Below are 24,715 nucleotides of genomic sequence, written 5' to 3' on the forward strand. Positions count from 1 at the left end.
GTTGCGAAGCGCACCCCGGGCTGAGTGGAGCTCTTTTTCTTTCATTGCGATGGTAGAAAAGTTCAACCAATGGCCTCGCTTCTTTCGCAATGACAGAAAAAAGCGGGAACGGAGCACGGATAAGGGGCCCAAAATATTTATCTTTGAAATAAAAATAAACGATGCGGAATTTTACGGTCTTAATATTACTGTTCGTGGGAACCTTGGTCTTTTCTCAGAAATTCTCGAAAGAAGAAAAAGAACTGATCCTCGCTGGCGACATCAAAACGGCTTTACCAATCTACCAAACCGACCAGGAGGACCAACACAAAGTGCTGCTGAACCAGTCCGAAGAGATCTCGCCCAAAGCTAAAAACCTGCCGATCCTGATCGAGAGAATGAGGTTGGCTCTCGCTGCAACTGGCGGTGGCGTTGGGATCGCGGCGCCTCAGGTCGGGATCAATAGGCGAGTGGTGCTGGTGCAACGCTTTGATAAGCCAAATGCGCCGGTGGAATATTTTATCAATCCGAAGATCACCTGGTGGTCCGAACTTCTGAACAAAGGTCCGGAAGGCGACCTGTCGATAGAGACTTTCCGTGGCGATTTCTACAGAAGCTACAGCATCCGACTGGAATATTTTGACCTCGAAAATAAGAAACACGACGAAATGGTGGAAGGTTTCACAGCTGTGATCTTCCAGCACGAGATCGACCATTTGTTCGGGGTTTTGATCTCTGATAAATTGGAAAAAGAAAGAAACGAATCCTATAAAACATTACAATTTTACAAGAAAAGCAGCTCAACAACGCGATGAACTCTGACCAATGAATGCTAAAAAACTGATCCTGATAAGCTTAAGTCTGTTATCATTCTCTATCAACGGACAGACCAAGAAAACTAAAAAAACAATGAACGAATCTACAACACACAACAATCCATTGCTTTGCGACGCAGAAACTGGCGTCTGCGGCGTTCCTGAAGTTGGGAACAAAGACAACCTCAAAATCGATAACAAAGAACGATCCATCAAAGTCATCTATTTCACCGACCCGATTTGCTCGTCCTGTTGGGGCATAGAACCGCAGTTGAGAAAGATGAAACTGGAATATGGCCAGGAAATCGAATTGGAATATCACATGGGCGGATTGCTCCCAGACTGGAGTTACAACAGTGGTGGCATCAGCAAACCTTCGGACGTTGCGCACCATTGGGACGAGGTGAGCGGTCATTATGATATGCCAATTGATGGTGATGTTTGGCTGGAAGATCCATTAGATTCTTCGTATCCGCCGTCGATCGCTTTCAAGGCTGCGCAGTTGCAGAATGGAGAAAAGGCGATCATCTTTATGAGAGAACTTAGGGAATTGGTCTTCCTGAAAAAGAAAAATATTGCCAAATGGGACAACATCGCTTTGGCGGCACAGAAAGTTGGTTTGGATGTCAATCAATTAAAATCAGATTTTGAAAGCAAAGCCAAAACGCTTTTCGAAGACGATCTGAAGTTGGCCAGAAAGCTAGGCGTGAGAGGATTTCCTACTTTATTTTTCGTGGATGCCAACGGCGAATCCCAAACAGTTTACGGCACCAAACCATATCCATTTTATGAAACGGCAATCCTAACCGCCAATCCAAAAGCTACCAAAAAAGAATATGCAAAAGACTGGGAATCATTATTTAAAAAGTACAATTCTCTGACCGCAAAGGAGTTCAACGAGTTATCTGGCAACAACCGAAAAGAAAGCGAACGGATTTTGGACGAACTTACTTCCCAAGGGAAACTGGAGAAACTGACCACCAAAAACGGCGCGATCTGGACCGTGAAAGCCAATTAGGTCTGGTTTTTGAATAGAAAGTTTCAATCTATAAAATTCAGAACTATGAACTTCATTATCCGTTTGCTGATCACCGCGATATCAGCGTTTATCCTTAGCAAAGTCCTTACAGGCGTTCATTTCGACGGCTTTATGTCTACAGTAATCTTCGCCATCGTTTTGGGACTTCTCAACCTGATCGTAAGACCGATCCTGTCGATTCTCTCATTGCCGATCACGATTTTGACCTTGGGACTTTTTTCCTTTGTGATCAATGCGTTGATCATCTTGTTGGCCGACTATCTCATGGACAGTATGGAAGTCGCAGGCTTCTGGTGGGCACTTTTGTTCAGTATCTTGCTCTCGCTGGTCACATCAGCTTTCTCCACCATCTTCGAAAGCAACGAAGATTAAAAATAAAAAGAGTTTCAGTCAATTGAAACTCTTTTTTTATGCAGATCATTTGGGCAATCCCTCGCCAACGCTAAGGCCACTGCTCGGGCCGGGCTATCCATTACTATCTTTTTGTTTTTCCAACGCTTTTTCCCGCGCAAAAAACAAAAAGGATATCCATTACTATCCCTATTGCGGTGTCGGCTGTCGATGATTATTTTCGGTTTTGTTCACGTCCAGTGTAATAATTTCCTTTTTCCACGCGCCTTTCTTTGAAACTTTATATCTCAATTCCATTGATAGCAATCCATTTTTCATTTGAACGTTACCGAACAGATTTTCAGCATACAGTTCATCTGAGTTTTTCATTGTTTTGTCAATCTTATTTTTTGGGATTTTTACGACATAGGATCTATGATTGTTTAAATCGGTAAAAAGCAGATCCTCATTCCTTTTGAATGTTAATACAAATGGCTGTTTTCCAGTTTTCTCAAGATAGACCAATGTTCCAAGATCTGATATTTGGTCTCCACTATTTTTATTATAAAGAATATACTCATCTGGCTGACAGCAACCCGAAACAACGCTGTTTTCAATTAAAAAAGAATTCTCCAATTCTGTCCAACTCTTATAACCCAATTGTCCGCTGAATTCCATTTCAGTTTTGTCGAGTTCAAATATCTTCTTTTTTAAACCACCATTCTCAAATGTGATCCAAGATGAGTTACAATCAAATTCCCAATATATTTTTGCTCCGTTTTGAAACGCTGTTGTCTTGCACGATATTAGATCTTTAAGATCTGGCATTTCTGAACAACTACAAATTTGAGCAGAGATCAATGTTGAGAAACTAGATAATAATAGGATTGCGAAGGTTTTCATAGTGGTGGAAATTAATTTTTCACCGCTTCTATAAACGCTCTTCCTTTCGTTTCCCAATCTCCATCTTCCAAAAGGATCTTCACGAAAGCAGTTCCGATGATGCCGCCTTGCGCTTTCTCCGTCACATTCTCAAAATCCGATTTATCCTTGATCCCGAATCCGATGAAAACTGGATTTGTTAAGTCTAAAGAGGCTAGTCTGTTCAGATAATCTTCATTCTTCAAAACAGCATTTGCATTGCCTGTGGTGGAAGACGAACTCACGGCGTATAAAAACCCAGAACTCAAAGAATCCAGATATTGGATGCGCTCCTCCGAAGTTTCCGGCGTTACCAGAAAAGTGAAATTCAGATTGTATTTCTTAAGAATTGCACCATATTGATTTTCAAAAGCAATTGGTGGAAGATCTGGAATGATCAATCCCGAAACCCCAACTTCCGCACATCTTTGACAAAAATTCTCAAATCCGAATTGCAAAACTGGATTAAGATAACCCATCAAGATCTTCGGAATCGTCACAGAATCTTTGACTTCAGCCAATTGTTCGAAAAGTTTTTTGATGCTCATTCCGTTTTTCAAAGCCAACGAGTGCGCATCTTGGATCACAGGTCCATCCGCAACTGGATCAGAATATGGAATCCCGATTTCCATCATATCTGCACCTGAATCCTGAATCAGTTTTGCGATTTTTCCTGTGTCTTCCTGCTCGGGTACTCCGGCTGTGAAGTATATGTTTAGTTTTTTCATTTTTGTTGTATTAAGGTATTGACGTAAAATGTATTAACGATTCTGAGGTCATAAATACATTAATACGTTTTACATTTTACAGATTTAAAGATGTTTCAAGTACGTTTCCATATCCTTGTCACCGCGACCGCTAAGACAGATGACAACTACATCATCTTTCTCAAATTTCTTCTTGTCCAAAACCGCCAAAGCGTGCGCACTTTCAAGCGCTGGAATGATGCCTTCGATCTTGGTCAGTTCAAAGGCAGATTTCAAAGCTTCATCATCGTTGATACTGAAAAACTCAGCGCGATTCTCTCTGAAAAGATTAGCGTGCATCGGTCCAATTCCAGGATAATCCAAACCTGCGGAAATCGAATGTGGCTCAATGACTTGCCCGTCTTCCGTTTGCATCACCAAACTCTGACTTCCGTGTAAAATTCCTAAGGTTCCTAAGAAAGTGGTAGCTGCAGACTTCCCAGAATCAACGCCAAGACCACCAGCTTCAGCCGCAATGATCTTTACGCTTTGTTCATTGACATAATGATAAAAAGTCCCTGCTGCATTACTGCCGCCACCAACACAAGCGATGAGATAATCAGGATTTTCTCTTCCAATTTTCTCATTCAATTGTTCTTTGATCTCCTTCGAGATCACACTTTGGAATCTCGCCACCAGATCTGGAAACGGATGCGGACCAACCACACTTCCGATGATGTAATGCGTGGTCGCCGGATTATTGATCCAATCTCTCAAGGCTTCATTCACCGCATCTTTCAAGGTTTTGGAACCTGAAGTTGCGGGAATCACGGTGGCGCCGAGCATTTTCATTCTGGCAACGTTCGGCGATTGTCTTGCAATATCGACTTCGCCCATATAAACGATGCATTCCAAGCCTAACAAAGCACAAGCTGTCGCCGTTGCAACGCCATGTTGACCAGCGCCGGTTTCTGCAATGATTCTATGTTTTCCCAATTTTTTGGCGAGCAAAGCTTGTCCCAAAGCATTGTTGATTTTGTGCGCTCCGGTGTGATTCAAATCTTCTCTTTTCAGATAGATTTGAGTCTGATATTTTTCACTCAAATTCTTAGCGAAATAGAGTGGTGTAGCACGTCCAACATAATTCTTCAGCAAATCCTGAAACTCAGCCTTGAATTCTTCGGATTCGATGATCTGAATATATTTTTCCTGTAGTTCTGCAACGTTTGGATAAAGCATTTCGGGAACGAAAGCGCCTCCGAAATCGCCGTAATAGCCGTTTTTATCGGGGTTTTGAAAGTTCATTTTAATTTTCTTTATATGTTATTTCTGGTTGGTGTTTCACTTCGAAGTTTAACGAATTGGCGATAAAGCAATATTCATTGGCTTTCTGATGGAGCTCAACCGCTTTTTGTATCATCTCTTTTTCAGCGACTACAATCTTTGGTTTTAAAACTATTTCGGTGAATTTCCCACTTCCTTTTTCAGTTTCAATCATCGTACCTTCTGCAAAATCTTCATATTCCAAAACAAGGATTTTATTAACAGAACAAAAATGAAGATACCAAAGCAAATGGCAAGAAGAAACAGAAGCCAGCAAAAGGTCTTCAGGATTATGAAGTTCCGGATTTCCTAAAAATGCTGGGTCGGCTGAACCTGAGATATCAGCTTTCCCATCCACCGAAATGGTGTAATTTCTTTGATAGGAACGGTAATTCTTTGTGGATTTACCTGTATTTCCCGTCCAGACTATTTTACTTTTATATTGATGATTTTTCATTTCATTAATGGTAAGAAATCTTTTATTTTATCTAAATCTTTATTTCCCGGTTCAACCTCAAATTTCGAATTGATATCTAGTGCGATTGGTTGAAGGTTGATGGTTTTCAGTTGATGGATATTTTCTGGTGAAATTCCACCACTCAAAATATAGGGAATTGGAATTTCGATTTCATTCAGAATATTCCAATCAAAGGTTTGTCCTGTTCCGCCGAATGCTTTGGAATCTGTATCAAATAGGAGATAGTTGATGGTTGTTGGTTGTTGGTTGATGGTTTTTTGCAATTCTTCGGGCGATTGATTTCCGATTCTGATGACTTTTACTATTTTAATTTCTGGATTTAGTTTATTTCTTAATTCTGAAATAAAATCATCGTTTTCGTCGCCGTGAAGTTGGATGAAGTTTAAGTTTGCTTTTTCAGAGATTTCAATAATTCTTTCAACATTTTCGTTTACAAAAACACCAACTTTTCCTGGATGTTCAATGGTTGAAATCTGTTCCAAAGTCAAATCATTCAGAACAAATCTCGGGGATTTATTATAAAAGATAAAGCCTAAGAAATCAATTTTTAAATCAATTAATTCCTGAATTTGGTCGAGTTTGGTCAATCCGCAGACTTTGAGTTGCAATTGGTTGTTGGCTTTTGGTATTTGGCTTTCCATCATTTTTAACTGTTAAACTTAAATTGATACATTAGAAACAAATTTCCCAAACTTCTTCCCCGGATTTTCATCTTTCATAAAATATTCGCCCATCAAAAATCCGTCAAAGCCTTTTTCTTTGAGGAATTTGAAATCTTCTTCATTATAAATTCCGCTTTCTGCAATGGACAAAATATCTTGCGGAAGTTGGTTTTTCAAATTGACGGAATGTTGCAAATCAACTTTAAAATCTTTTAAATTTCTGTTGTTAATGCCGACAAAATCTACACTCTTATTAATATGAACGAGTTCTTCCTCGGAATGGATTTCCAACAAAACTTCGAGGTTCAATTGGTGAGCCAATTCGGTAAATTCCGAAACCTGAGTTGGCGAAAGACACGATGCAATCAATAAAATAACGTCGGCTCCAATTGATTTTGCTTCGTAGAATTGATATTCATCGACCATAAAATCTTTTCTCAAAATTGGAATGTTGATGTGATTTCTGACGCTCAAAATATCTTCAAAACTTCCACCGAAAAAGTCTTTGTCCGTCAAAATAGAAACGGCGCTTGCTCCAAATTTTTCGTATTGAGAAACGACTTCCAATGGCGAAACTTTATCATTGATGATTCCTTTGCTTGGCGATTGTCTTTTGAATTCGGTGATGATTCCTGATTTGGATTTCAAAGTTTCTTTCAGCGAAAAAGTTTTCCTTCCAAAAAATTCTGAATCTTTCAGTTGTTCCACAGAAATCTTGGATTTTGAATCTGCAACTTCCTGTTTTTTTCTTTCTATGATTTTATCTAAAATGGTCATTTCTTTTGACTAAACTTTATATTTATATTGAATCTGCGACCCGACCTGAGTGGAGCTCATTTTTTGTTGCTGGAAAAGCAAAGGCAAAAAATAGCGGGAACGGAGGGCGGAAATTGTCGCCATAAAATTCTACTTAATAATACTCTTGAGACTTTGTAAAGCTTTTCCACTTTCCAAACTGTCTTTTGCAAGTGCAAGACAATTATCGTAATCTCCATATTTTTCAGTATTCAAAAGGGCGATTGATGCATTTGCCAGAACCACAGAATTTTGTTCGTCAGTTCCTTTTCCTTCGAGAATATTGATGAAAATCTTGGCAGATTCTTCTTTTGAATGGCCTCCAAAAATACTTTCCGGTTCGATGTTTTTGAATTTCAAATCTTCCGCTGAATAGATTTTTTCACCCGACTTATTGAAGATTTTCGTGTCGCCCGTCAATGAAATTTCGTCATAACCATCCAAAGCGTGAACGAGCATAAACTCGCTTTTCTGCTGTTGCAAAAGGTATTGATAAACCCTCGCAATCTCCAGATTCGCAACACCAATCATCGAATATTTTGGTTTCGCAGGATTTACCAACGGGCCAAGGATATTGAAAAAGGTCTTCAATCCCAATTGTTTTCTCAATGGCGCGACGGATTTCAAAGCCGGATGAAAAAGTGGAGCGTGGATGAAACAGATGTTTCCCTTCTCCAAATCGGCTTTCAAATCTTCAGAATTATCTTTGAATTGATATCCCAACTCTTCCAAAACATTGGACGAACCAGAGATTGATGATGCGCCGTAATTACCTTGCTTAGCCACTTTCTGTCCAGTTCCGGCAACGATAAAACTTGCCAAAGTTGAAATATTGAACGTGTTGTTTCCATCGCCACCAGTGCCGACGATGTCAACCAAATCGTTCGTTTCCAAATCGACAGGTTTTGCCAATTGAAGTAAAGCCTCACGGAAACCAGTGAGTTCTTCGAGCGTAATGCTTCGCATCAAGAAAACGGTAATGAAAGAAATGACCTCGCTTTCATTGAATTTATTTTGTGAAATCTCCGTCAAAATCGCCTTGGCTTCGGCTCTTGTCAAAGTTTGGTGGTTGAAGAGATATTGTAATATTTGTTTCATTGTTTATTTTCTTAATAATTCCTGCATCAAATTGAAAACAAGTTCGACATCCGAACTTTCTGTTCTCCAATTGACCAAAGCAGCTCTTATGGCTTGCTTTCCTTTATAGATTGTTGGTGTTAAGAATACTTTTTTAGTTTGGTTTAATCTTTCTAAAAATTCCAAAACCTGTTCCGAAGTTTGGTCTTTCAATGTAAAGCAAACGGTGTTCAATCGAACTGGCGCTAGAATTTCGAAATTGTTATCATTTTCAATCAGCTTTCCGAAATATTGTGAGAGGGAAATACTTTTTTCAATCATCTCTTTAAAACCGTCTTTTCCGTATGCAATCATAGAAAACCAAACCGGAAGTGCTTTGAGTCTGCGGGAATTCTCTGGAAGGAAATTGAGACAGCTGAATTTCTCCATCGGGTCTCCAAGATAAGGCGCACTAGAATTTTGAAACGTTTCTATCTGTTCCAATTTATGTTTTTCCTTAATGAGGAAGACCGCATTTTCATAAGGAACATTCATCCATTTGTGATTGTCAATCGTAATGCTGTCGGCATTTTCCCAATCTTTCAATAAATGTTTATGCTCATCTGAACATTTTGCAAAAGCTCCAAAAGCAGCATCGATATGCCACCAAAAATTATATTTATTTTTCAGTTTTGAAATTGCTTGGAAATCATCGAAATCAACTGTGTTTACAGTTCCAGCACTGGAAATTAGAATGAAAGGCTCGCCATTTAATTCTTTGATTTTTTCTTCTAAATCAACGGTGTCAAGGCATTCTCTATTTCCTTCTGCAACTTTAATTTTGGTGATGTTATTACTTCCTATTCCCAGCATAGAAAGCGATTTGATGGAAGAAGAATGTGGCATTGCAGATAGAACATTTATTTTTTCCGTGATTCCATCCTTAGCAAAATCTTTCCCCAAATTTTTCCCAATCCATTGTCTGGCGACTGCAAGACAGGTAAAATTGGACATCGTTGCGCCACTTACAAATCCGCCGATATAATCCTGAGGCAACTCGAAGAAATCTAAAAGCATTTTGATTGTTTCGATTTCTATCTGTCCGGAGATATCGCCAACGCCTTTTAAAGCTTGCGTATTCTGGTCATAAATACTCGTGAGCCAATCGCCCATAATCGATGCTGGAGTAGTGCCACCAGTTACGAAGCCCCAATATCGTGGTCCGGAGGAAGCTACCATCAAAGGTTCTAAGCGCTCGTTGAAAATTTTGAAAGTTTCTTCTGAACCTTTTCCTTCTTTTACAGAAAGAATTTCTTCGGGTAATTGATGGTCAGAGTAGGTAGCTCTTTCGGATAAATTATCCAAATATGAGATTCCTTGCTCCTTTATTTTTTCTAAAAGACCTTCCAGATTCGTAAGGTCTTCTTTTAAGAAATGATTCATTTTACTGACAATTAGTTATTCAAAAAGTTCTCTAAAATTTTTCGTCCATCAGGCGTCAAGATGCTTTCCGGGTGATATTGTACGGCGTGAACATCGTAGGTTTTGTGTTTCAAACTCATAATCATTCCGTTTTTGTCGACGCTTGTGATTTCCAGTTCAGCAGGAAAATCATCAGGATTCACCGCCCAGGAATGATATCTGCCAACTTCCAAAGTTTCCGGTAAACTGTTGAAAATACTGTGTGCATTGGTCTGAATAGATTCTGTCGCAACGCCGTGATAGATTTCAGAAAGGTTAATCAAACTTCCACCAAAAGCTTCTGCAATCGCTTGCTGTCCAAGGCAAACGCCGAAGATGGATTTTGTGGGTGCATATTTTTTGATTAATTCCAACAAGATTCCTGCCTCTTCCGGAATTCCAGGACCTGGAGAAAGGATGATTTTTTCGTATTTGTCGATGTCTTCCAAGGCGATTTTATCGTTGCGGAAAACGTCTACTTCCGAGCCAACAATTTGTTCGATGATTTGAACGAGATTGTACGTGAAACTGTCGTAATTGTCGAACACTAATATTTTCATAATTTCTCTGCTTTTAAAACTGCTTTTTTCAAAGCTCCTAATTTGTTGTTCACTTCCTGCAATTCATTTTCGGCAACGGATTTGGCTGTGATTCCAGCGCCGGCCTGATAAAATAATGTATTGTTTTTGCTCAGGAAAGTACGAATCATAATCGCCTGATTACAGCTTCCGTCAAAACCTACAAAACCGATACAACCTGCGTAATAACTTCGGGAAGTTTTCTCGTGTTCATCGATGAGTTGCATTGCGCGGTATTTTGGTGCGCCACTCAAAGTGCCTTGTGGGAAAGTGGTCGCAATCATTTCGTAAGGATTTTGATTCTCTTTCACATCAGCAACTACTTCAGAAACCATATGGATGACGTGGGAAAAGAAATGAATTTCCTTCAGTTTAGAAACCGTTGTATTTTTCCCGTGAATGCTCAAGTCGTTTCTTGCCAAGTCAACCAACATCGTGTGTTCGGCGTTTTCTTTCGGGTCTTTTTTGAGTTCTTCTGCGGATTCCAAATCGTTCTCGATGTTGCCGGTTCGTTTGAAAGTTCCGGCAATCGGATGAATGATGGCTTTTCCATTTTTGATAATTAGCTGACTTTCCGGACTTGAACCAATCAATTTATAATCGCCGTAATCGAAGAAAAATAAATAAGGAGAAGGATTGATATTTCGCAAAGCACGATAAACATTGAACTCGTCGCCTTGGAACTTTTGCTCAAATCGTCTGCTGAGAACCAACTGAAAAACGTCGCCACGGAAACAATGTTTCTTCGCAAATTCTACCGATTCCAAAAACTCTTCATCTTTCAAATTCGAAGTTTCTTCTGCCGTGATTTCAAAAGGAAAAACAGGCGCGTTTTTTTGATTGATGAAATTTTCGATGGTTGAAAGTTCTGATTTAAGTCCATCAATTTTATTCTCAATTAAAAACATTTCGTCGTTGTGATGGTTGATGGCGATGACGTACTGATACAATCTGTAACGCATCAACGGAATTTTGTTTTCCTCAGAAAGCTCTTTGAATTTAATATTTTCAAAAAACGGAATCGCATCATAACTTGTGTATCCAAAAAATCCCTGCGCACTTTTTCCAATTTCGTGGTTTGGTTTTTCACATTCGAAAGTATTGGAAAATTCCTGAAGCAAATCAGATAATTTCTCATTTTCCAACTGAATTTTTTCCGGATTTTCCAATGGAAATTTGAATTCAGCTTCGTGATAATCACGGATTTCAATTCCTGCAATAGCATTGACACAAATGAAAGAAAAAGAATTTTCCGAGTTTTGGTTTCCGGCATTTTCCAAGAGGATTGTATCGCGGAAGTTGTCACGAAGTCGCAGGTAAATTCCGATGGGCGTGAAAAGGTCTGCCAGTTGGGATTTTACGGTGGTTTTTACTTTTATGGTTTTACTGAATTTCATCAGATTAATTTTATTTGGTTAAAATCCTTCACTTCGACAGGCTCAGCACAAGCTAGCTCAGGATGACATAAAAAAAGACTTCAACAAAAATGTCGAAGTCTTATTATGAGTGAGTTATAGTTAGTTCAGAATTTAGAACACCGATAAGCCTTTCAGACCCGACAAAGAGTTAGAAAGCCACCACCAGTTATTTTTGTTCATTGATTTCATTACAGCAAATTTAGAAATGATTTTTAATTCCACAACTATTTTATTGAAAAAATTCTAAACTAATTTTTATAACTATTTTATCACTTTTTGAGAAGTAACCGATTTGTTGGTTTCTATTTTCAACAAATAAGTTCCTTTTTGATAATTTCTAAAATCAACTTTATCGTGATTTCCTTCAATGGTTTTTAGCAATTTTCCATCCAGAGAATAGACTTGAACCGATTTGATGATGTCATCTGTTTTGATAGTCAATTGGTCAACCACTGGATTTGGATAGATTTTTATTGCGGTTTTATTGACATCATTCACAGCCAATGCATTTTTCGTGAATGAAACATTGTCAACTCTCAAAGACGTTGTGATAGTCACCGGCGCTGTTGTGTTTCCAAATCCGAAATAATAAACGTTGTCTGCAGTCGCCGTGTAAGTTTTCGTAAATTCTTTGTAAGCAGTTGTTGAAATCACGTCCGTGCTCAATGTTTCGATGATTGAATTTCTATCTTGGCTGGTTGCTACGGCAAGTTTTAGAGTAGCTGGATTGGCTTCATCGCTTCCGATTCCGGAATAATATTTTACAGTGACTGTTTCGTCTTTTTTCAAATACATTGGGTAGGAGAAAATCCAGTCGTTCTTAACTGCAGTCGTGCTGGTGCTGGTGTTGTTATAAACATAACCACTTCCATTTTGTGCAACAGTTTCATTTTCGCCATTTATCCAAGAGTTGGAAGCCCAACCGTCAGAGTCGTATTCACCGTAGTTTTCTGCCGTTTTTTCGAAGTCGTAAGAGTAGGGAAGTTCAGAAGGTGTGAAAACCGATTTTGGTCCGGCCCAGCCAGAACCGCAATCTGCATTTTTCAGGAAGAACTGATATCTTTTCCCAGATTGTAAATTAGCAAAAATCTTGCTTGTAGAAGGCGTGGTCCCTTTGGACGAAACGGAAGTGTCAAAAGTCGTAAATCCTGTATCATAACTGGAAATACCGGAAGTTGCAGACCAATTGATGGTCACGGAATTTGGTTTTAAATTCGAAGTCGAAAATCCGTCTACGGAAGGCATTACGCAGTTGGCAGATTGGCTGATGTACAAATCGTCCAAAGCCAGATAAGTTCCGTCGTTGGTATTATTGATGAAAGCCAAATAGATGGTTTTCCCTTTGTAGGCCGACAAATCCAAAGAATGACCAGCGTAGATGAAAGGTTGTTCGCTATCGATTTGAGTCAGCGTTGTGGTAAACGATTCCTGATTGTTATTCGTCTCAGAAACTTTCACAGCGTAAGAATCCGTGAACTCAAAGTCGTAAGATTTTCCTTTCCAATAAAGAGTCGGAGTTCCTTCTTGTGGAATTGTGATTGCCGGCGTAATCAGGAAATCGTTGGATTGGGCAGATGGGTCATACAAAGACGTGCTAAAAGCAATCTTGTTGTCATAACCATCATAATACTGAATCCAAGCCTCTGTGTTGAACTCCTGAATCTGTGCGTAGAAAGGCACTGAATTCCCGTCCGCATTGATGGTTGTGAATTGGGACAAAGGTGTCCCGTTGTTGTTTTCGAATCCTGCATTGAAAACCTGCGCATTTATATTGACCACCAATGACAAGGTCAATAAACTGATAATTTTTTTATTCAATTGAATATATTTTTAATTTCCAGCAAAATTAAATATTGATATCCGTATTGAATCATTGAGATTGTTAAATCTGATTCAATTTATAATGATTATGGATTGCTATTTTTTAATTATAAATAATTTAATCTAAAGAAATGGTTTCATCTCGTCCTCGATGTCACGGCGGAGATTCATTAGTTTGATGGCGTATTCCTGCATTTGGATTTCCTGCTCGGTGGTTGGCGTCCATTTTGGAACCTGGACAGATTTTCCTTTTTCGTCAACAGCTACGAATACGATGATACAGTGCGTTTTCTTTTCGAAGGTTTTTTCTTTGATATTTCTGGAATAAACATCGATGGCGATGTGCATACTGGAAGTTCCCGTGTAAATCACGTGAGATTCCAATTTGACAATTTCCCCGATTTTGATAGGTTGATAAAATCGGATTCCGCCAACGTAAACGGTAACACAATAACTTGACGACCAATTGCTTGCACACGCGTAACCGACTTGGTCTATCCATTTCATCACGCTTCCGCCGTGGACATTGCCTCCGAAATTGACGTCTGTAGGTTCTGAGATAAACTGGAAAGTAATTGGTTTATTGTCCATTTTTTTTGATAATTAAATTCAAATGTAAGGTTTTTTGAAGGGATTTTGGAATTCAGATTACTACATATTCTAATTGATTTTTGTTTGCCCCAGCCCTAAAGGGAGCAAAAATAAATTAGAACTTATAGAAGAATCATTCCCTTTAGGGTCAGGGAGAATAATTTTGATTAGAAATGGAAACTTCGATATTGATAACAAAACTCGTTTGGAAGACGAATCTGCAACCCGACTTATCTCATCTTTTCTATTTTTTTTATTTGAATCGATGAACCACTTCGTTAGGTTTGAGTGGAGCTTATTTTTTGTGGCTGGAATAGCGATGGCAAAAAGATTGGGAACGGAAGGCGGATAAGTTGCCCAAAATATGAAACTTAAATCCTTAACGAACGTTAAAGTTCTGGATGTAAATGGCAGAGGATGAGACCTTGCGTCGGGGCGTAATATAAGATATCTAAACGACATAGCCAAGATGTGGAAAATAAAACGTATTTTTGCAAAATGAAAAAAGTATTTTATCTTAAAACTTGCGATACCTGTAGAAAAATATTAGGACAATATGACACTAGAGATTGGGAGCTTCGCGAAATCAAAATCAACCCTATTACTGAGGAAGAAATTGAAGATATGTACAAATTGGCTGGTTCTTATGAAGCCCTTTTCAATAAGAAATCGAATCAGATAAAACTGCAGGAGCTTGACCCAAAGACCCTACAGGAGAAAGATTACAAAGAATTGCTACTGGACCACTACACGTTTTTGAAACGTCCGGTTTTCCTTACCGAAGACGAAATCTTCGTGGGTAGCGACAAAATAAATCTTGGTAAATTAAAAGATTATTTCCTTTCTAAGAAAGAAAATTAAGCAATAAAATTTGTACAGTAAATCAATCCGGAGCGTCATCGTTTCGGATTTTTTTGTTTTTTGGTTCTCGCTGATTATGCAGATTTAGCAGATTTATAATATTGAAAAGAATCTGCTGAATCTGTAAAATCTGCGAGCCATTTTTTACCTTTAATTCAAAATCTGGTTTTAGAATTTTGGATGTTAGAAATAAAATTTAGTCGTAATTTCACACAATGAAACGTTCCGGAACTGCAGATTTGCCTTTACATTACGGTCAGGTTCCGCCTTGGCTTTATGAACGGATGTCCAAGCTTGGGCTTGCCATCGTGGAAGTAATTCTCGCGGATTATGGCAAAGATGAAGTTCTGCGACGATTGGCAGACCCGTTTTGGTTTCAGAGTTTTGGGGCGGTGATGGGAATGGACTGGCATTCGTCCGGCATCACGACCTCTGTGATGGGCGCTTTGAAACGTTCCATTAATCCCAATTCCAAATCGCTTGGAATCTATATCGCTGGTGGAAAAGGAAAATTTTCTAAAGACACACCGAACGAACTTCTGAAAATTGCAGATTCCACCGGACTTGACGGCACGGAGCTCGTGCGATGCAGTAAACTTTCTGCGAAAGTTGACAACACGGCTATACAGGATGGTTATCAGCTTTATCTTCATAATTTTATTTTGTCGGACCAAGGGAATTGGGCGGTTGTTCAGCAAGGAATGCACGATTCCGACGGCACTGCGAGGCGTTACCATTGGCTTTCCGAGAATGTCAGTTCTTTTGTGAATGAGCCTCATACGGGGATTTCTGGCGTGAATCGTGGCAATATTCTCAATCTGACTTCTGCCCAAGCGGAACAAAGCAGAAATGGGATTGTGGACATCACAAAAACCGATTCCGAAAAGTGGATGCAGGATTTTCAAAGGTTAATTTTGCCCGCGCATCACGAGGTTTTAGCCAGTGATGTGGATATGAAAAAACTCGGAAATATTCTTTGGCTGGCGAGGGAAAATCAGCCTGAGAATTTTGAGGAACTGCTGATGCTGAAAGGCGTTGGTCCCAGAACGATGCAGTCTCTGGCGCTTGTGAGTGAGGTGATTCACGGTGCACCATCGAGATTTACGGACCCAGCGCGGTTTTCTTTTGCGCACGGCGGGAAAGACGGACATCCGTTTCCTGTGCCTACCAAAACCTATGACGAAACCATTTCTATCCTAAGAACCGGCATCGAGAAATCTAAGTTGGGAAACACCGATAAGAGCAAAGCCATCAAGAAACTTCACGAAATTGCTTTGAGGACGGAAGCGAACTTCACGCCGGATTTTAATCTTGAAGAAGTGATAGAAGAGGAGCGACAAAACTCGTGGCGGTTTGGTGGGAAAACGGTTTTTGGTGATGCGAAGCCGGGGAAGAGTGGTGGGATTCAGTTGAGTTTGTTTTGATTTAAATTTGTAAGTTAGCAAGTTGATAAAAATAATTTGTTAATATTCTATTCTAAATTATGTCAAAAGAAATAACCATTGAAATCAAAACTATCGAAAATTCTTGTTTTGTAGTGATGCCATTCAGCAACCTATATCAGATTGAATATGAAAGTATAATTAAACCTACTTTAGAGGAATTAAACATACAGTGTGTTCGGGGTGATGAAATTTATAGTAAACAAAGAATAATGGATGATATTTGGGAAAGTATCAAAAGCTGCAGGTTTGTAATAGCAGAATTAACCGGAAAAAACCCAAATGTGCTGTATGAAATAGGGCTTGCTCACGCGATTGGAAAACCAGTAATAATATTAACTCGCAATAGTGATGATGTTCCATTTGATTTAAAAGATTTACGATATTTATATTACGACGTAAATGACCCATTTTGGGGAATAAATTTAAAAAAAGGCTTAACTAATCTAATTAACAAAGTCATAGAAAATCCTGAAATAGAAAATTATCTTTCAGGAATTACATCAATTCCAAAGGAAAAATTTCCGGAAATTAAACAAATAGAAAATAAAAAAATAACGACTTTAACTGAATTCGATATTACTGGTAATTGGAAAGGCTCTTGGGAATTTAATGATGCTATACACTCAATCACAATGAATTTAAATCAAAGTGAAAATATAATAAGCGGAGTAGCAACGATTAATTTTACTGAAGATGAAAGCATTACAGTAGTTCAACAGATTTTTGAAGGTAAAATTAATCAAGATAGAATAATACTTCAAGGAGTAAATTATACTTATATTGAACGTGGAGAATCTTCTGATTACGGATTAGATTCATTCGATTTAAAATACCATAATGGAAAACTTATTGGAGAAGCATTTGATGATAGTTCTAAATTAGAAGGGAAAAAACCTGGAATTATTTTTGAGAAATTATAATTTAAGTGATTGCATATATTGAAATATCAAGAATTACCTTTAAAATAAAAACCGCCTCAGAAATTATCTGAGGCGGTTTTTGGTATAATTAAAATGATAATCTAGTAAGAACCTTTCCCAATAAAATGAGATGCAATTTTCTCAGTCAATGCAATTGGATTTGGCGTGTTTACGTATTTTGTGAAACGTCTTAATCCGGCTAACATCATTCTTTGCTCGTCGCCTTCGGAGAAAGACACGATGCCTTCTTTGGCGTTTGTTGCGATGATGTCAACGGCTTTGTAAAGATTCAGTCTTGCCATTGATGCTTCCACAGAATCGGTGTCGAAATGTTTCTCCGCTCTCAGGATGGCAGATTCTGCCATATAGATTTGGTTCAGGATTTCGGAAGCGTTAAGTAGAAGATGCTGTTGTTTCTCGATGTCCATCATATATTTTTGAAGGGCAGAACCGGAAACCATCAGGAATACTTTCTTCAGGTTTTTGATGACCTCTTTTTCCTCAGACATATATTCTGAATAATCCGGAATGTCGAAAGACGGAATTCCCATCAATTCTTTCCCCACATTTTTTGCAGGCGTCAAAAGGTCGATTTTCCCTTGCATTGTTCGTTTGATGAGCATTCCAACGGCAAGAAGTCTGTTGATTTCGTTTGTTCCTTCGTAGATTCTGGAAATCCTCGAATCTCTCCAGGCAGATTCCATTGGTGTATCTTCCGAGAAGCCCATTCCACCGAAGATTTGAATCCCTTCATCCGCCGAATGCTGTGCTAAATCCGAAACGAAAACTTTCAAAATAGAACATTCTACAGCGAATTCCTCCACGCCTTTCAATTCCGCTTCCTCGTGGTTCATTCCGCCGGCAACCAATTCCTCGATTTTGTTTTCGACATCTTTTGCACCACGGTAAGAACCAGCCTCACTCACAAAAGCGCCAGTCGCCATCTCCGCCAACTTCTTGCGAATTGCCCCGAAAGTGTTGATAGAAACGCCAAACTGCTTTCTCTCCGTAGAATAAGTTAATGAATGGTTCAGGATTCTTCTTTGCGCATCCAGACACGCCGCCGCTAATTTGATTCGACCAACGTTCAAGGCATTAAGAGCGATTTTGAAACCGTTGTTTCTTTCGCCCAAAAGATTCTCAACCGGAATTTTCATATCATTGAAGAAAACTTGACGCGTAGAAGACGCACGTATTCCCAATTTGTGTTCTTCCTCTCCGAAAGTCAGGCTCTCAGGATTTTCCAATTCTGAACGGTTGATGACGAATCCGGTGATGTTTTTGTCATCGTCAATCTTGGCGAACAATGTGAAAGTGTCTGCAAAACCTGCATTCGAAATCCACATTTTTTGCCCGTTGATGATGTAATGTTTTCCGTCTTCGGAAAGTTTGGCTCTAGTTTTTCCACTGTTTGCGTCGGAACCTGCATCTGGCTCGGTCAAACAATAAGCACCGAATTTAGTTCCCGCCGCCAAGTCCGGAAGATATTTGTTTTTCAAATATTCGCTTCCGTAAAGTAGGATTGGCAAAGTTCCAATTCCCGTGTGCGCACCATAAGCTGTTGCTAATGAGCCAGTTGTTCCAGAGATGTAATCGCAAGCCAGCATTGTGGTAACGAATCCCATTCCAAGTCCGCCGTAAGCTTCCGGAACAGCGATTCCCAGGAATCCCAATTCTCCGATTTTACGCATCACTTCTTCCGTGTAGGCGTAATCTTTTTTCTCGAAGCGTTCTTTGTTCGGAACCACTTCTTTATCTATGAATTCTTTCGCAGAATCGCGTAGCATTTTTTGTTCTTCGGAAAGTTCCTCGATGCTGAAGATTTCCTGAGCAGTGATGTCCTTTACCAGGAATTCGCCACCGTTTAATGTTTTGGTTTCAGTACTCATTTTATTGTTGTTTTTTTAATTTTTTTGATTATTAAATTCATCAAGGTCTATTTTGAGAGCTTCTAAAATTTGACTTTCTGTTGGGAGATACAATTGATATTTACTGGCCAAAATGCTTTCGTTATTTTCTGGCAAAGTAAATTTCACCAATGCATTATTCTTTTCTGCACAAAGTAAAATCCCGATGGTTTTGTTTTCGTGAGCCAGCTTTTCCTTTCTGTCATAGTAATTGACATACATTTGCAACTGTCCCAAATCCTCGTGCGTCAACTTGTGGGTCTTGATTTCGAATATGACGAAACATTGCATCAATCGGTTGTAAAAGACCAAGTCAATGAAAAAGTCATCACCTTCCAGATGGATTCTTTTCTGTCTCGCGACAAATGAAAATCCGTTTCCAAGTTCTAACAAAAAATCCTGTAAGTTGGTGATAATCGCCTGTTCAAAGTCTTTTTCGTAATAAGCGGATTCTTTTTTCAAACCTAAAAATTCCAAAACCATTGGGTCCTTGATGATTTGGGAAGGCTCGTTGGGAATCATTTCGCCTTTCGCGATTGCCAAAACACTTTCTTTATCGTTGCTCAACAACAACCGTTCATACAAACTACTGTTGATTTGTCTTTCTAATTGCCTTGCAGACCAATTGTTTTTGACGGATTCGGCGATGTAATATTCTCTTTTATGCTCATCATCGATAGACGTAAGTAGCTTATATTGAGTCCAGTTCAATTGCGTCCGCAGTGCAGACGCAATTGGGAAGACTCTATAGAATTGTCTGTATTTTTCCAATTGCCGACGAGAAAACCCACTTCCAAATTCTGGTTGAAGTTGCTCAGAAAGATACTTTATAAGATAAGTTCCGTATTCTGCACGTTCTTTTCCATTTTGCTCTTCTTCAAAAATTCTTTGCCCAATATGCCAATACATCAATGTTCGCTGATAATCCACCGAACGAATCGCATTATCTCTAGATTGAGAAATAATGTTTTTGATTTCGGATATTAATGAAGAATTAGCTAACATTTGAAAGAGATTATGAATTTTTAGATTTTAAAGCAACTCAAACACACTCGCCGCACCCTGACCAGTTCCCACGCACATTGTCACAACACCATATTTGCTGTTTCTGCGTTTCATTTCGTCAAGAAGCTGGACGGTTAATTTAGTTCCTGTACAGCCAAGCGGGTGTCCAAGTGCGATTGCGCCACCGTTTACATTTACGATATCTGGATTGATGTTCAATTCTCTTAAAATTGCAACAGATTGAGAAGCAAAAGCTTCATTCAATTCAAACAAATCGATGTCGGATTGTTTTAGTCCAGCTTGTTCCAAAGCTTTTGGAATGGCGAACATTGGTCCGATTCCCATAATTCTTGGCGGAACGCCGACAGTCGAATAGGAGAGAAGTCTCGCAACTGGCGTTAGATTTAATTCTTTGACCATTCTTTCTGACATTACCATTGTAAAAGCGGCGCCGTCAGAAGTTTGAGAAGAATTCCCAGCCGTCACAGAACCATTCGCTGCGAAAACTGGACGAAGTTTCGCCAAAGCTTCCACCGATGTATCAGCTCTTGGACCTTCATCTTGTTTGAAGGCGTATTCTTTGGTTTGGATTTTTTCCTTTTCGTCAAGGAAATTATATGCAACATCAATTGGAACAATCTGGTTTTCAAATTTTCCTTCTTTGATGGCTTTCATCGCTTTCTGATGCGAGTTGTAAGCGAATTGGTCTTGTTCCTCACGACTCACTTTGAACTCGTTGGCAACAGCTTCCGCAGTCAATCCCATTCCCCAATAATAATCGGGATGTTTCTTGGCCAAATCCGTGTCTGGAATCGGTTTGTAACCACCCATCGGGATGTACGACATACTTTCTGCGCCACCAGCGATGATGCACTCTGCCATTCCTGCTTTGATTTTTGCCGCCGCAATCGCAATCGATTCTGAGCCTGAGGCGCAATATCTGTTGACTGTCAGACCTGGAACTTTGTCAGTGTCTAGTCCCATTAATGAAATCAGTCTCGCGACGTTAAGGCCTTGTTCTGCTTCCGGCATTGCACAACCGACAATCAAATCGTCGATGCGAGCCGGGTCAAGATTTGGAACATCTTTCATCAGATGTTGTATCACAGTTGCCGCCATATCATCCGGGCGGGTAAAACGCAAAGAACCTTTCGGCGCTTTACCAACTGCTGTTCTGTATCCTGTTACTATATATGCTTCATTCATAGATTTAGAGATATTTAGACAAGAGATTTGAGACTCTTTGTCAGATTTAAATATTAATGTTTTTCTTGAGATTTTCTTTGAAGACAAAAAGCATTTTCTGAATTTCCTCCAACTTATTTAATAATGTTTCATTGATTTCCAATGAGATAAAATTTAATCTTTCACAGATGATTAGCTGGGTTTGAAGTTCGTAGGAAGAGCCATAGGCAATATTTAAAAAATGATAAAATTCTTTTTCTCTTTCTCGTCCAGCACCTTCTGCAATATTCGAAGGAATAGAAACTGCACATCTTTTGATTTGAGAAGACAAACCATATTTTTCTTCAACTGGCATAGTAGCTAAAGCTTTATAGACTTCAATTACTAAATCAATAGAATCATTCCAGATTTTTAATTTTCTAATATTGTGCATTGTGTAAATCGTTTTTAATTGTCTCTTGTCTCCAGTCTTCTAATCTCCTGTCTAGTTTCTTAGCGGTTTTCCAGTCGTCAACATCGTTTGAATTCTCTCAAGCGTTTTTCTCTCGCCACAAAGTGATAGGAACGCTTCTCTTTCCAAATCCAAAAGATATTGTTCGGAAACTTCTGTTGGTTCGGAGAGATTTCCGCCGGTCATTACGTAGCCGATTTTGTTGGCAATCAATCTGTCGTGCTCTGAGGCATAACCGCCGGCAACCATTTGGTCTGTTCCAACGTAGAACATTCCCATTGATTCTTTTCCGAGCACTTTTATTTTTTCTGGAACTGGTGGTGTATATCCTAATTCGTCCAAAACAATCGCCTGACGTTTTGCTTCCGCAATTTGTCGGTCTTTGTTTACAACGATGATATCTTTGTCTGTCAAAATTCCCATTTGCTTAGCTTCGTGAGCAGAAGTTGCCACTTTTGCGGTTGCAATATTCATAAAGTAATTTCGCAAATGATTGGTTTTAACATCGTCTGGAAGAGCACCTTTCAAAGCTCTAAGAGCGAACTCTTTCGTTCCGCCACCGCCTGGAATCAAACCAACGCCAACTTCCACCAAACCGATGTAAGTTTCTGCAGCAGCAACGATTTTATCGGAATGCATCGAGAATTCACAACCGCCACCAAGCGTCATTCCAAACGGTGCCGCAATAACTGGAATTGAGGAATATCTCAATTTCATCGATGTTTGCTGGAATAGGTTAATGGCCATATTCAGTTCGTACCAATCTTGCTCAACGGCCATCATCATTACCATCGCGAGGTTTGCGCCAACTGAGAAATTATCAGATTGATTTCCAACAACCAAACCTCTGTAATCTTTTTCAGCAATGTCAATCGATTTATTAAGACCTTCCAAAACGCCTCCGCCAAGAGAATTCATTTTTGAGCGGAATTCGAAGTTCAAAATGCCGTCACCAAGGTCGATTAACGCAGATTCGGAATTTGACCAAATGGTCTTCTCTTTTCTGATATTATCAAGAATAATGAAAGCGTCCAAACCTGGAATCGGTTCATAAGTTTTTGTATTTTGATTGTAGAATAACTGCTTTCCATTTTCCAATTTGTAGAAAGATTCGTTTCCGGAAGCCAGCATTTCTTTAACCCAATCAGCAACTTTGTAGCCTTCGCTTTCCACCAAATCAATTCCTTTTTGAATTCCCAAGAAATCCCAGTTTTCGAAAGGACCATATTTCCAAGCATAACCGGTTTTCATCGCATCATCGATGGAGTAGAACACATCGGTGATTTCCGGAACGCGCTGAGAAACGTAAGCGAAAAGTGAAGCGTAATGTTTTCTAATCAATTCACCAGCTTTGGTTTGGTCTTGCAACAAAATTGGCAAACGATTCTTCAAACTTCCGGCTTCTTTCGCCGTTTTAACGATTGGAAGTTTTGGCTGTTTCGTCGGTTCGTAACCAAGCGTTTCATAATTGAGAACGAAACGATTGACATTTCCACCAGCGTCTTTTTCTTTATAATAGAATCCTTTTTTCGCTTTATCGCCTAGGAATTTATTTTCAATTAAATGATTTAAAGTCTTGGAATCTTTCAAAGCCTGAACCATTTCGTCATCTTTCAAATTGGCTTGAAGACCTTTCGTCACGTTGAAAGCCGTATCCAATCCTACCAAATCTCCCAATTTGAAAGTTCCTGTTTTTGGCCGATTCAACAAATCGCCTGTCAAAGAATCAGCTTCTTCAATGGTCAAACCGATTTCCTCGGTCAATTCCATAATTTTCGCCATCGAATAAACACCGATTCTGTTCCCGATAAAACCGGGTGTATCTTTACAAAGAACCGTCGTTTTTCCAAGGAATTTCTCGCCGTAGGACATAAAGAAGTCCACAACAGCTTTATCCGTTTTCGGACCTGGAATCACTTCAAACAATTTCAAATATCTTGGTGGATTGAAGAAATGCGTTCCACAAAAATGATTTTGGAAATCTTCCGACCTTCCTTCAGACATCAGATGAATCGGAATTCCTGAAGTATTAGAAGTAATCAAAGTTCCTGGTTTGCGAAGTTTGTCCACTTTCTCGAACATCGATTGTTTGATGTCCAATCTCTCGACAATCACCTCAATCACCCAATCCGAGTTTTTGATTTTCTCCAAATCATCTTCGAAGTTTCCAACCGTAATTCTGGAAGCGAAGGATTTGTCGTAGATTGGTGAAGGATTGCTTTTCAAAGCGCTGTCAAGATGACCTTGCGCCACGCTGTTTCTCGTTTTCTTGTTGGCATTTTCTGAGTCTTTCGCAGGCATATCCAACATCAATACCTGAATCCCGTTTCCAGCCAGGTGACAGGCAATTCCGGAACCCATCACGCCGGAGCCGAGGACTGTAACGTGTTTTATTTTTCTGTTCATTATTAGAATTGTTTTGTGATTTAATATTTTACAGAAGAGTTTCTTCTCGCAGATTTTAAGGATTTTGCAGATTAATCTGCTCGATTTGCTTAATCAGCGAGAATTTATCTTTCTTAATAATTACTTTCTATGATTAAGTTCGTTGGCAATTTTCAAAATGTCGTTCATCACTTCTTTGAAAATTTCAAATTTCTCTGGTTCGATTCTTTCCACGATTTTTTTGTTGAAGTTGATGACCACTTCTTTGGAGAGATTTCTAGAATTGATGCCTTTTTCCGTGAGTTTGATAATCACTTCGCGTTTGTCCGTAGTGGTTTTTTCTTTGTAGATGTAACCATTGTCTTCCAGAAGTTTGATGATTCTCGTCAACGACGTTGGTTCGATTGCCATTTTTGGACCAAGATTCGTACTTCTTGTTCCTTCCTTTGGGTCGATTTTCAAAAGTGTAAGTGCTTGTACAGCAGTTGAGTTGTGCAAGGACGCCTGGTCCGAATACATCTTCGAAACAGCCAGCCAAGCTGACTTTAACATCAAATCTACACTTTCTACTTTTTCTGAATTTTTGTTTTCCATAATTAACTT

At 39.2% G+C, this 24,715-nt stretch carries 24 protein-coding genes; 6 read left to right on the forward strand and 18 right to left on the reverse strand.

The features are described from left to right. Positions 1-161 precede the first annotated feature (161 nt). The 3 genes from BMW39_RS15210 to BMW39_RS15220 all read left to right on the forward strand — a co-directional run bounded on the left by BMW39_RS15210 (position 162) and on the right by BMW39_RS15220 (position 2,205). A complete protein-coding gene (locus BMW39_RS15210; protein ID WP_051879886.1) occupies positions 162-794 on the forward strand; it encodes a peptide deformylase in 633 nt (210 codons plus the stop codon). Positions 795-888: 94 nt separating this feature from the next. Next, positions 889-1,812, forward strand: coding sequence for a DsbA family protein (locus BMW39_RS15215; RefSeq protein ID WP_034974877.1), 924 nt, complete (start codon positions 889-891; stop codon positions 1,810-1,812). 45 nt (positions 1,813-1,857) lie between these two features. After that, positions 1,858-2,205, forward strand: coding sequence for a phage holin family protein (locus tag BMW39_RS15220; protein WP_034974664.1), 348 nt, complete (start codon positions 1,858-1,860; stop codon positions 2,203-2,205). A gap of 168 nt (positions 2,206-2,373) precedes the next feature. On the opposite strand, the gene BMW39_RS15225 is transcribed toward BMW39_RS15220, so the two are convergent. The 12 genes from BMW39_RS15225 to BMW39_RS15280 all read right to left on the reverse strand — a co-directional run bounded on the left by BMW39_RS15225 (position 2,374) and on the right by BMW39_RS15280 (position 13,953). Further along, a complete protein-coding gene (locus BMW39_RS15225) occupies positions 2,374-3,066 on the reverse strand; it encodes a hypothetical protein (RefSeq protein WP_131474299.1) in 693 nt (230 codons plus the stop codon). A gap of 11 nt (positions 3,067-3,077) precedes the next feature. After that, on the reverse strand, positions 3,078-3,812 hold the full coding sequence (gene trpA, locus BMW39_RS15230) for a tryptophan synthase subunit alpha (protein ID WP_034974666.1): 735 nt from the start codon (positions 3,810-3,812) through the stop codon (positions 3,078-3,080). An 84-nt stretch (positions 3,813-3,896) separates the two neighbouring features. Continuing rightward, positions 3,897-5,075, reverse strand: a complete 1,179-nt coding sequence (gene trpB / locus BMW39_RS15235; protein WP_034974667.1) for a tryptophan synthase subunit beta — start codon at positions 5,073-5,075, stop codon at positions 3,897-3,899. Between the two features lies 1 nt (position 5,076). Then, positions 5,077-5,550 carry an OsmC family protein gene (locus tag BMW39_RS15240; RefSeq protein WP_034974668.1) on the reverse strand — a complete coding sequence of 158 codons (474 nt, stop codon included), beginning with the start codon at positions 5,548-5,550 and terminating at the stop codon, positions 5,077-5,079. Beyond that, a complete protein-coding gene (locus BMW39_RS15245) occupies positions 5,547-6,215 on the reverse strand; it encodes a phosphoribosylanthranilate isomerase (protein ID WP_375600488.1) in 669 nt (222 codons plus the stop codon). The genes BMW39_RS15240 and BMW39_RS15245 overlap by 4 nt, the downstream gene beginning before the upstream one ends. A 15-nt stretch (positions 6,216-6,230) precedes the next feature. Further along, the gene (trpC, locus tag BMW39_RS15250; protein WP_034974669.1) at positions 6,231-7,010 is read right to left on the reverse strand and encodes an indole-3-glycerol phosphate synthase TrpC; all 780 of its coding nucleotides are present in this window, start codon (positions 7,008-7,010) and stop codon (positions 6,231-6,233) included. 129 nt (positions 7,011-7,139) lie between these two features. After that, positions 7,140-8,126 carry an anthranilate phosphoribosyltransferase gene (gene trpD / locus BMW39_RS15255; RefSeq protein WP_034974670.1) on the reverse strand — a complete coding sequence of 329 codons (987 nt, stop codon included), beginning with the start codon at positions 8,124-8,126 and terminating at the stop codon, positions 7,140-7,142. Between the two features lie 3 nt (positions 8,127-8,129). Continuing rightward, positions 8,130-9,527: a pyridoxal phosphate-dependent decarboxylase family protein gene (locus BMW39_RS15260; protein ID WP_034974671.1), complete on the reverse strand. Its 1,398-nt coding sequence runs from the start codon at positions 9,525-9,527 to the stop codon at positions 8,130-8,132. 11 nt (positions 9,528-9,538) lie between these two features. Continuing rightward, entirely contained in the window at positions 9,539-10,105 is a 567-nt protein-coding gene (locus tag BMW39_RS15265; protein WP_034974672.1) for an anthranilate synthase component II, read from the reverse strand. Then, on the reverse strand, positions 10,102-11,520 hold the full coding sequence (locus BMW39_RS15270; RefSeq protein WP_034974673.1) for an anthranilate synthase component I family protein: 1,419 nt from the start codon (positions 11,518-11,520) through the stop codon (positions 10,102-10,104). The genes BMW39_RS15265 and BMW39_RS15270 overlap by 4 nt, the downstream gene beginning before the upstream one ends. Before the next feature lie 282 nt (positions 11,521-11,802). Then, positions 11,803-13,359: a T9SS-dependent choice-of-anchor J family protein gene (locus tag BMW39_RS15275; RefSeq protein ID WP_034974674.1), complete on the reverse strand. Its 1,557-nt coding sequence runs from the start codon at positions 13,357-13,359 to the stop codon at positions 11,803-11,805. 126 nt (positions 13,360-13,485) lie between these two features. Continuing rightward, on the reverse strand, positions 13,486-13,953 hold the full coding sequence (locus BMW39_RS15280) for an acyl-CoA thioesterase (RefSeq protein ID WP_034964587.1): 468 nt from the start codon (positions 13,951-13,953) through the stop codon (positions 13,486-13,488). Between the two features lie 498 nt (positions 13,954-14,451). Here BMW39_RS15280 and BMW39_RS15290 point away from each other — a divergent pair, with 498 nt between their 5' ends. The 3 genes from BMW39_RS15290 (at position 14,452) to BMW39_RS15300 (ending at position 17,179) form a co-directional block, all read left to right on the forward strand. Further along, on the forward strand, positions 14,452-14,814 hold the full coding sequence (locus BMW39_RS15290; RefSeq protein WP_034964588.1) for an arsenate reductase family protein: 363 nt from the start codon (positions 14,452-14,454) through the stop codon (positions 14,812-14,814). A 215-nt stretch (positions 14,815-15,029) separates the two neighbouring features. Further along, on the forward strand, positions 15,030-16,238 hold the full coding sequence (locus tag BMW39_RS15295) for a DUF763 domain-containing protein (protein ID WP_034974676.1): 1,209 nt from the start codon (positions 15,030-15,032) through the stop codon (positions 16,236-16,238). Between the two features lie 59 nt (positions 16,239-16,297). Beyond that, on the forward strand, positions 16,298-17,179 hold the full coding sequence (locus tag BMW39_RS15300; RefSeq protein WP_051879887.1) for a TIR domain-containing protein: 882 nt from the start codon (positions 16,298-16,300) through the stop codon (positions 17,177-17,179). A 101-nt stretch (positions 17,180-17,280) separates the two neighbouring features. Here BMW39_RS15300 and BMW39_RS15305 read toward each other — a convergent pair whose 3' ends face one another. The 6 genes from BMW39_RS15305 to BMW39_RS15330 all read right to left on the reverse strand — a co-directional run bounded on the left by BMW39_RS15305 (position 17,281) and on the right by BMW39_RS15330 (position 24,706). Beyond that, on the reverse strand, positions 17,281-19,068 hold the full coding sequence (locus tag BMW39_RS15305; protein ID WP_034974677.1) for an acyl-CoA dehydrogenase family protein: 1,788 nt from the start codon (positions 19,066-19,068) through the stop codon (positions 17,281-17,283). A 15-nt stretch (positions 19,069-19,083) separates the two neighbouring features. Then, complete coding sequence (locus BMW39_RS15310) at positions 19,084-20,091, reverse strand: PDDEXK nuclease domain-containing protein (protein WP_034974678.1); 1,008 nt, start codon at positions 20,089-20,091, stop codon at positions 19,084-19,086. A gap of 27 nt (positions 20,092-20,118) precedes the next feature. Next, positions 20,119-21,297 carry an acetyl-CoA C-acyltransferase gene (locus BMW39_RS15315; protein ID WP_034974679.1) on the reverse strand — a complete coding sequence of 393 codons (1,179 nt, stop codon included), beginning with the start codon at positions 21,295-21,297 and terminating at the stop codon, positions 20,119-20,121. A gap of 46 nt (positions 21,298-21,343) precedes the next feature. After that, positions 21,344-21,709, reverse strand: coding sequence for a four helix bundle protein (locus BMW39_RS15320; protein WP_034974680.1), 366 nt, complete (start codon positions 21,707-21,709; stop codon positions 21,344-21,346). A 51-nt stretch (positions 21,710-21,760) separates the two neighbouring features. Beyond that, entirely contained in the window at positions 21,761-24,133 is a 2,373-nt protein-coding gene (locus tag BMW39_RS15325) for a 3-hydroxyacyl-CoA dehydrogenase/enoyl-CoA hydratase family protein (protein WP_034974681.1), read from the reverse strand. A 120-nt stretch (positions 24,134-24,253) separates the two neighbouring features. Further along, positions 24,254-24,706, reverse strand: a complete 453-nt coding sequence (locus BMW39_RS15330) for a MarR family winged helix-turn-helix transcriptional regulator (protein WP_034974682.1) — start codon at positions 24,704-24,706, stop codon at positions 24,254-24,256. Positions 24,707-24,715: the final 9 nt, after the last annotated feature.

The sequence above is a fragment of the Epilithonimonas lactis genome, from assembly GCF_900110605.1.
Taxonomy (GTDB): Bacteria; Bacteroidota; Bacteroidia; order Flavobacteriales; family Weeksellaceae; genus Epilithonimonas; species Epilithonimonas lactis.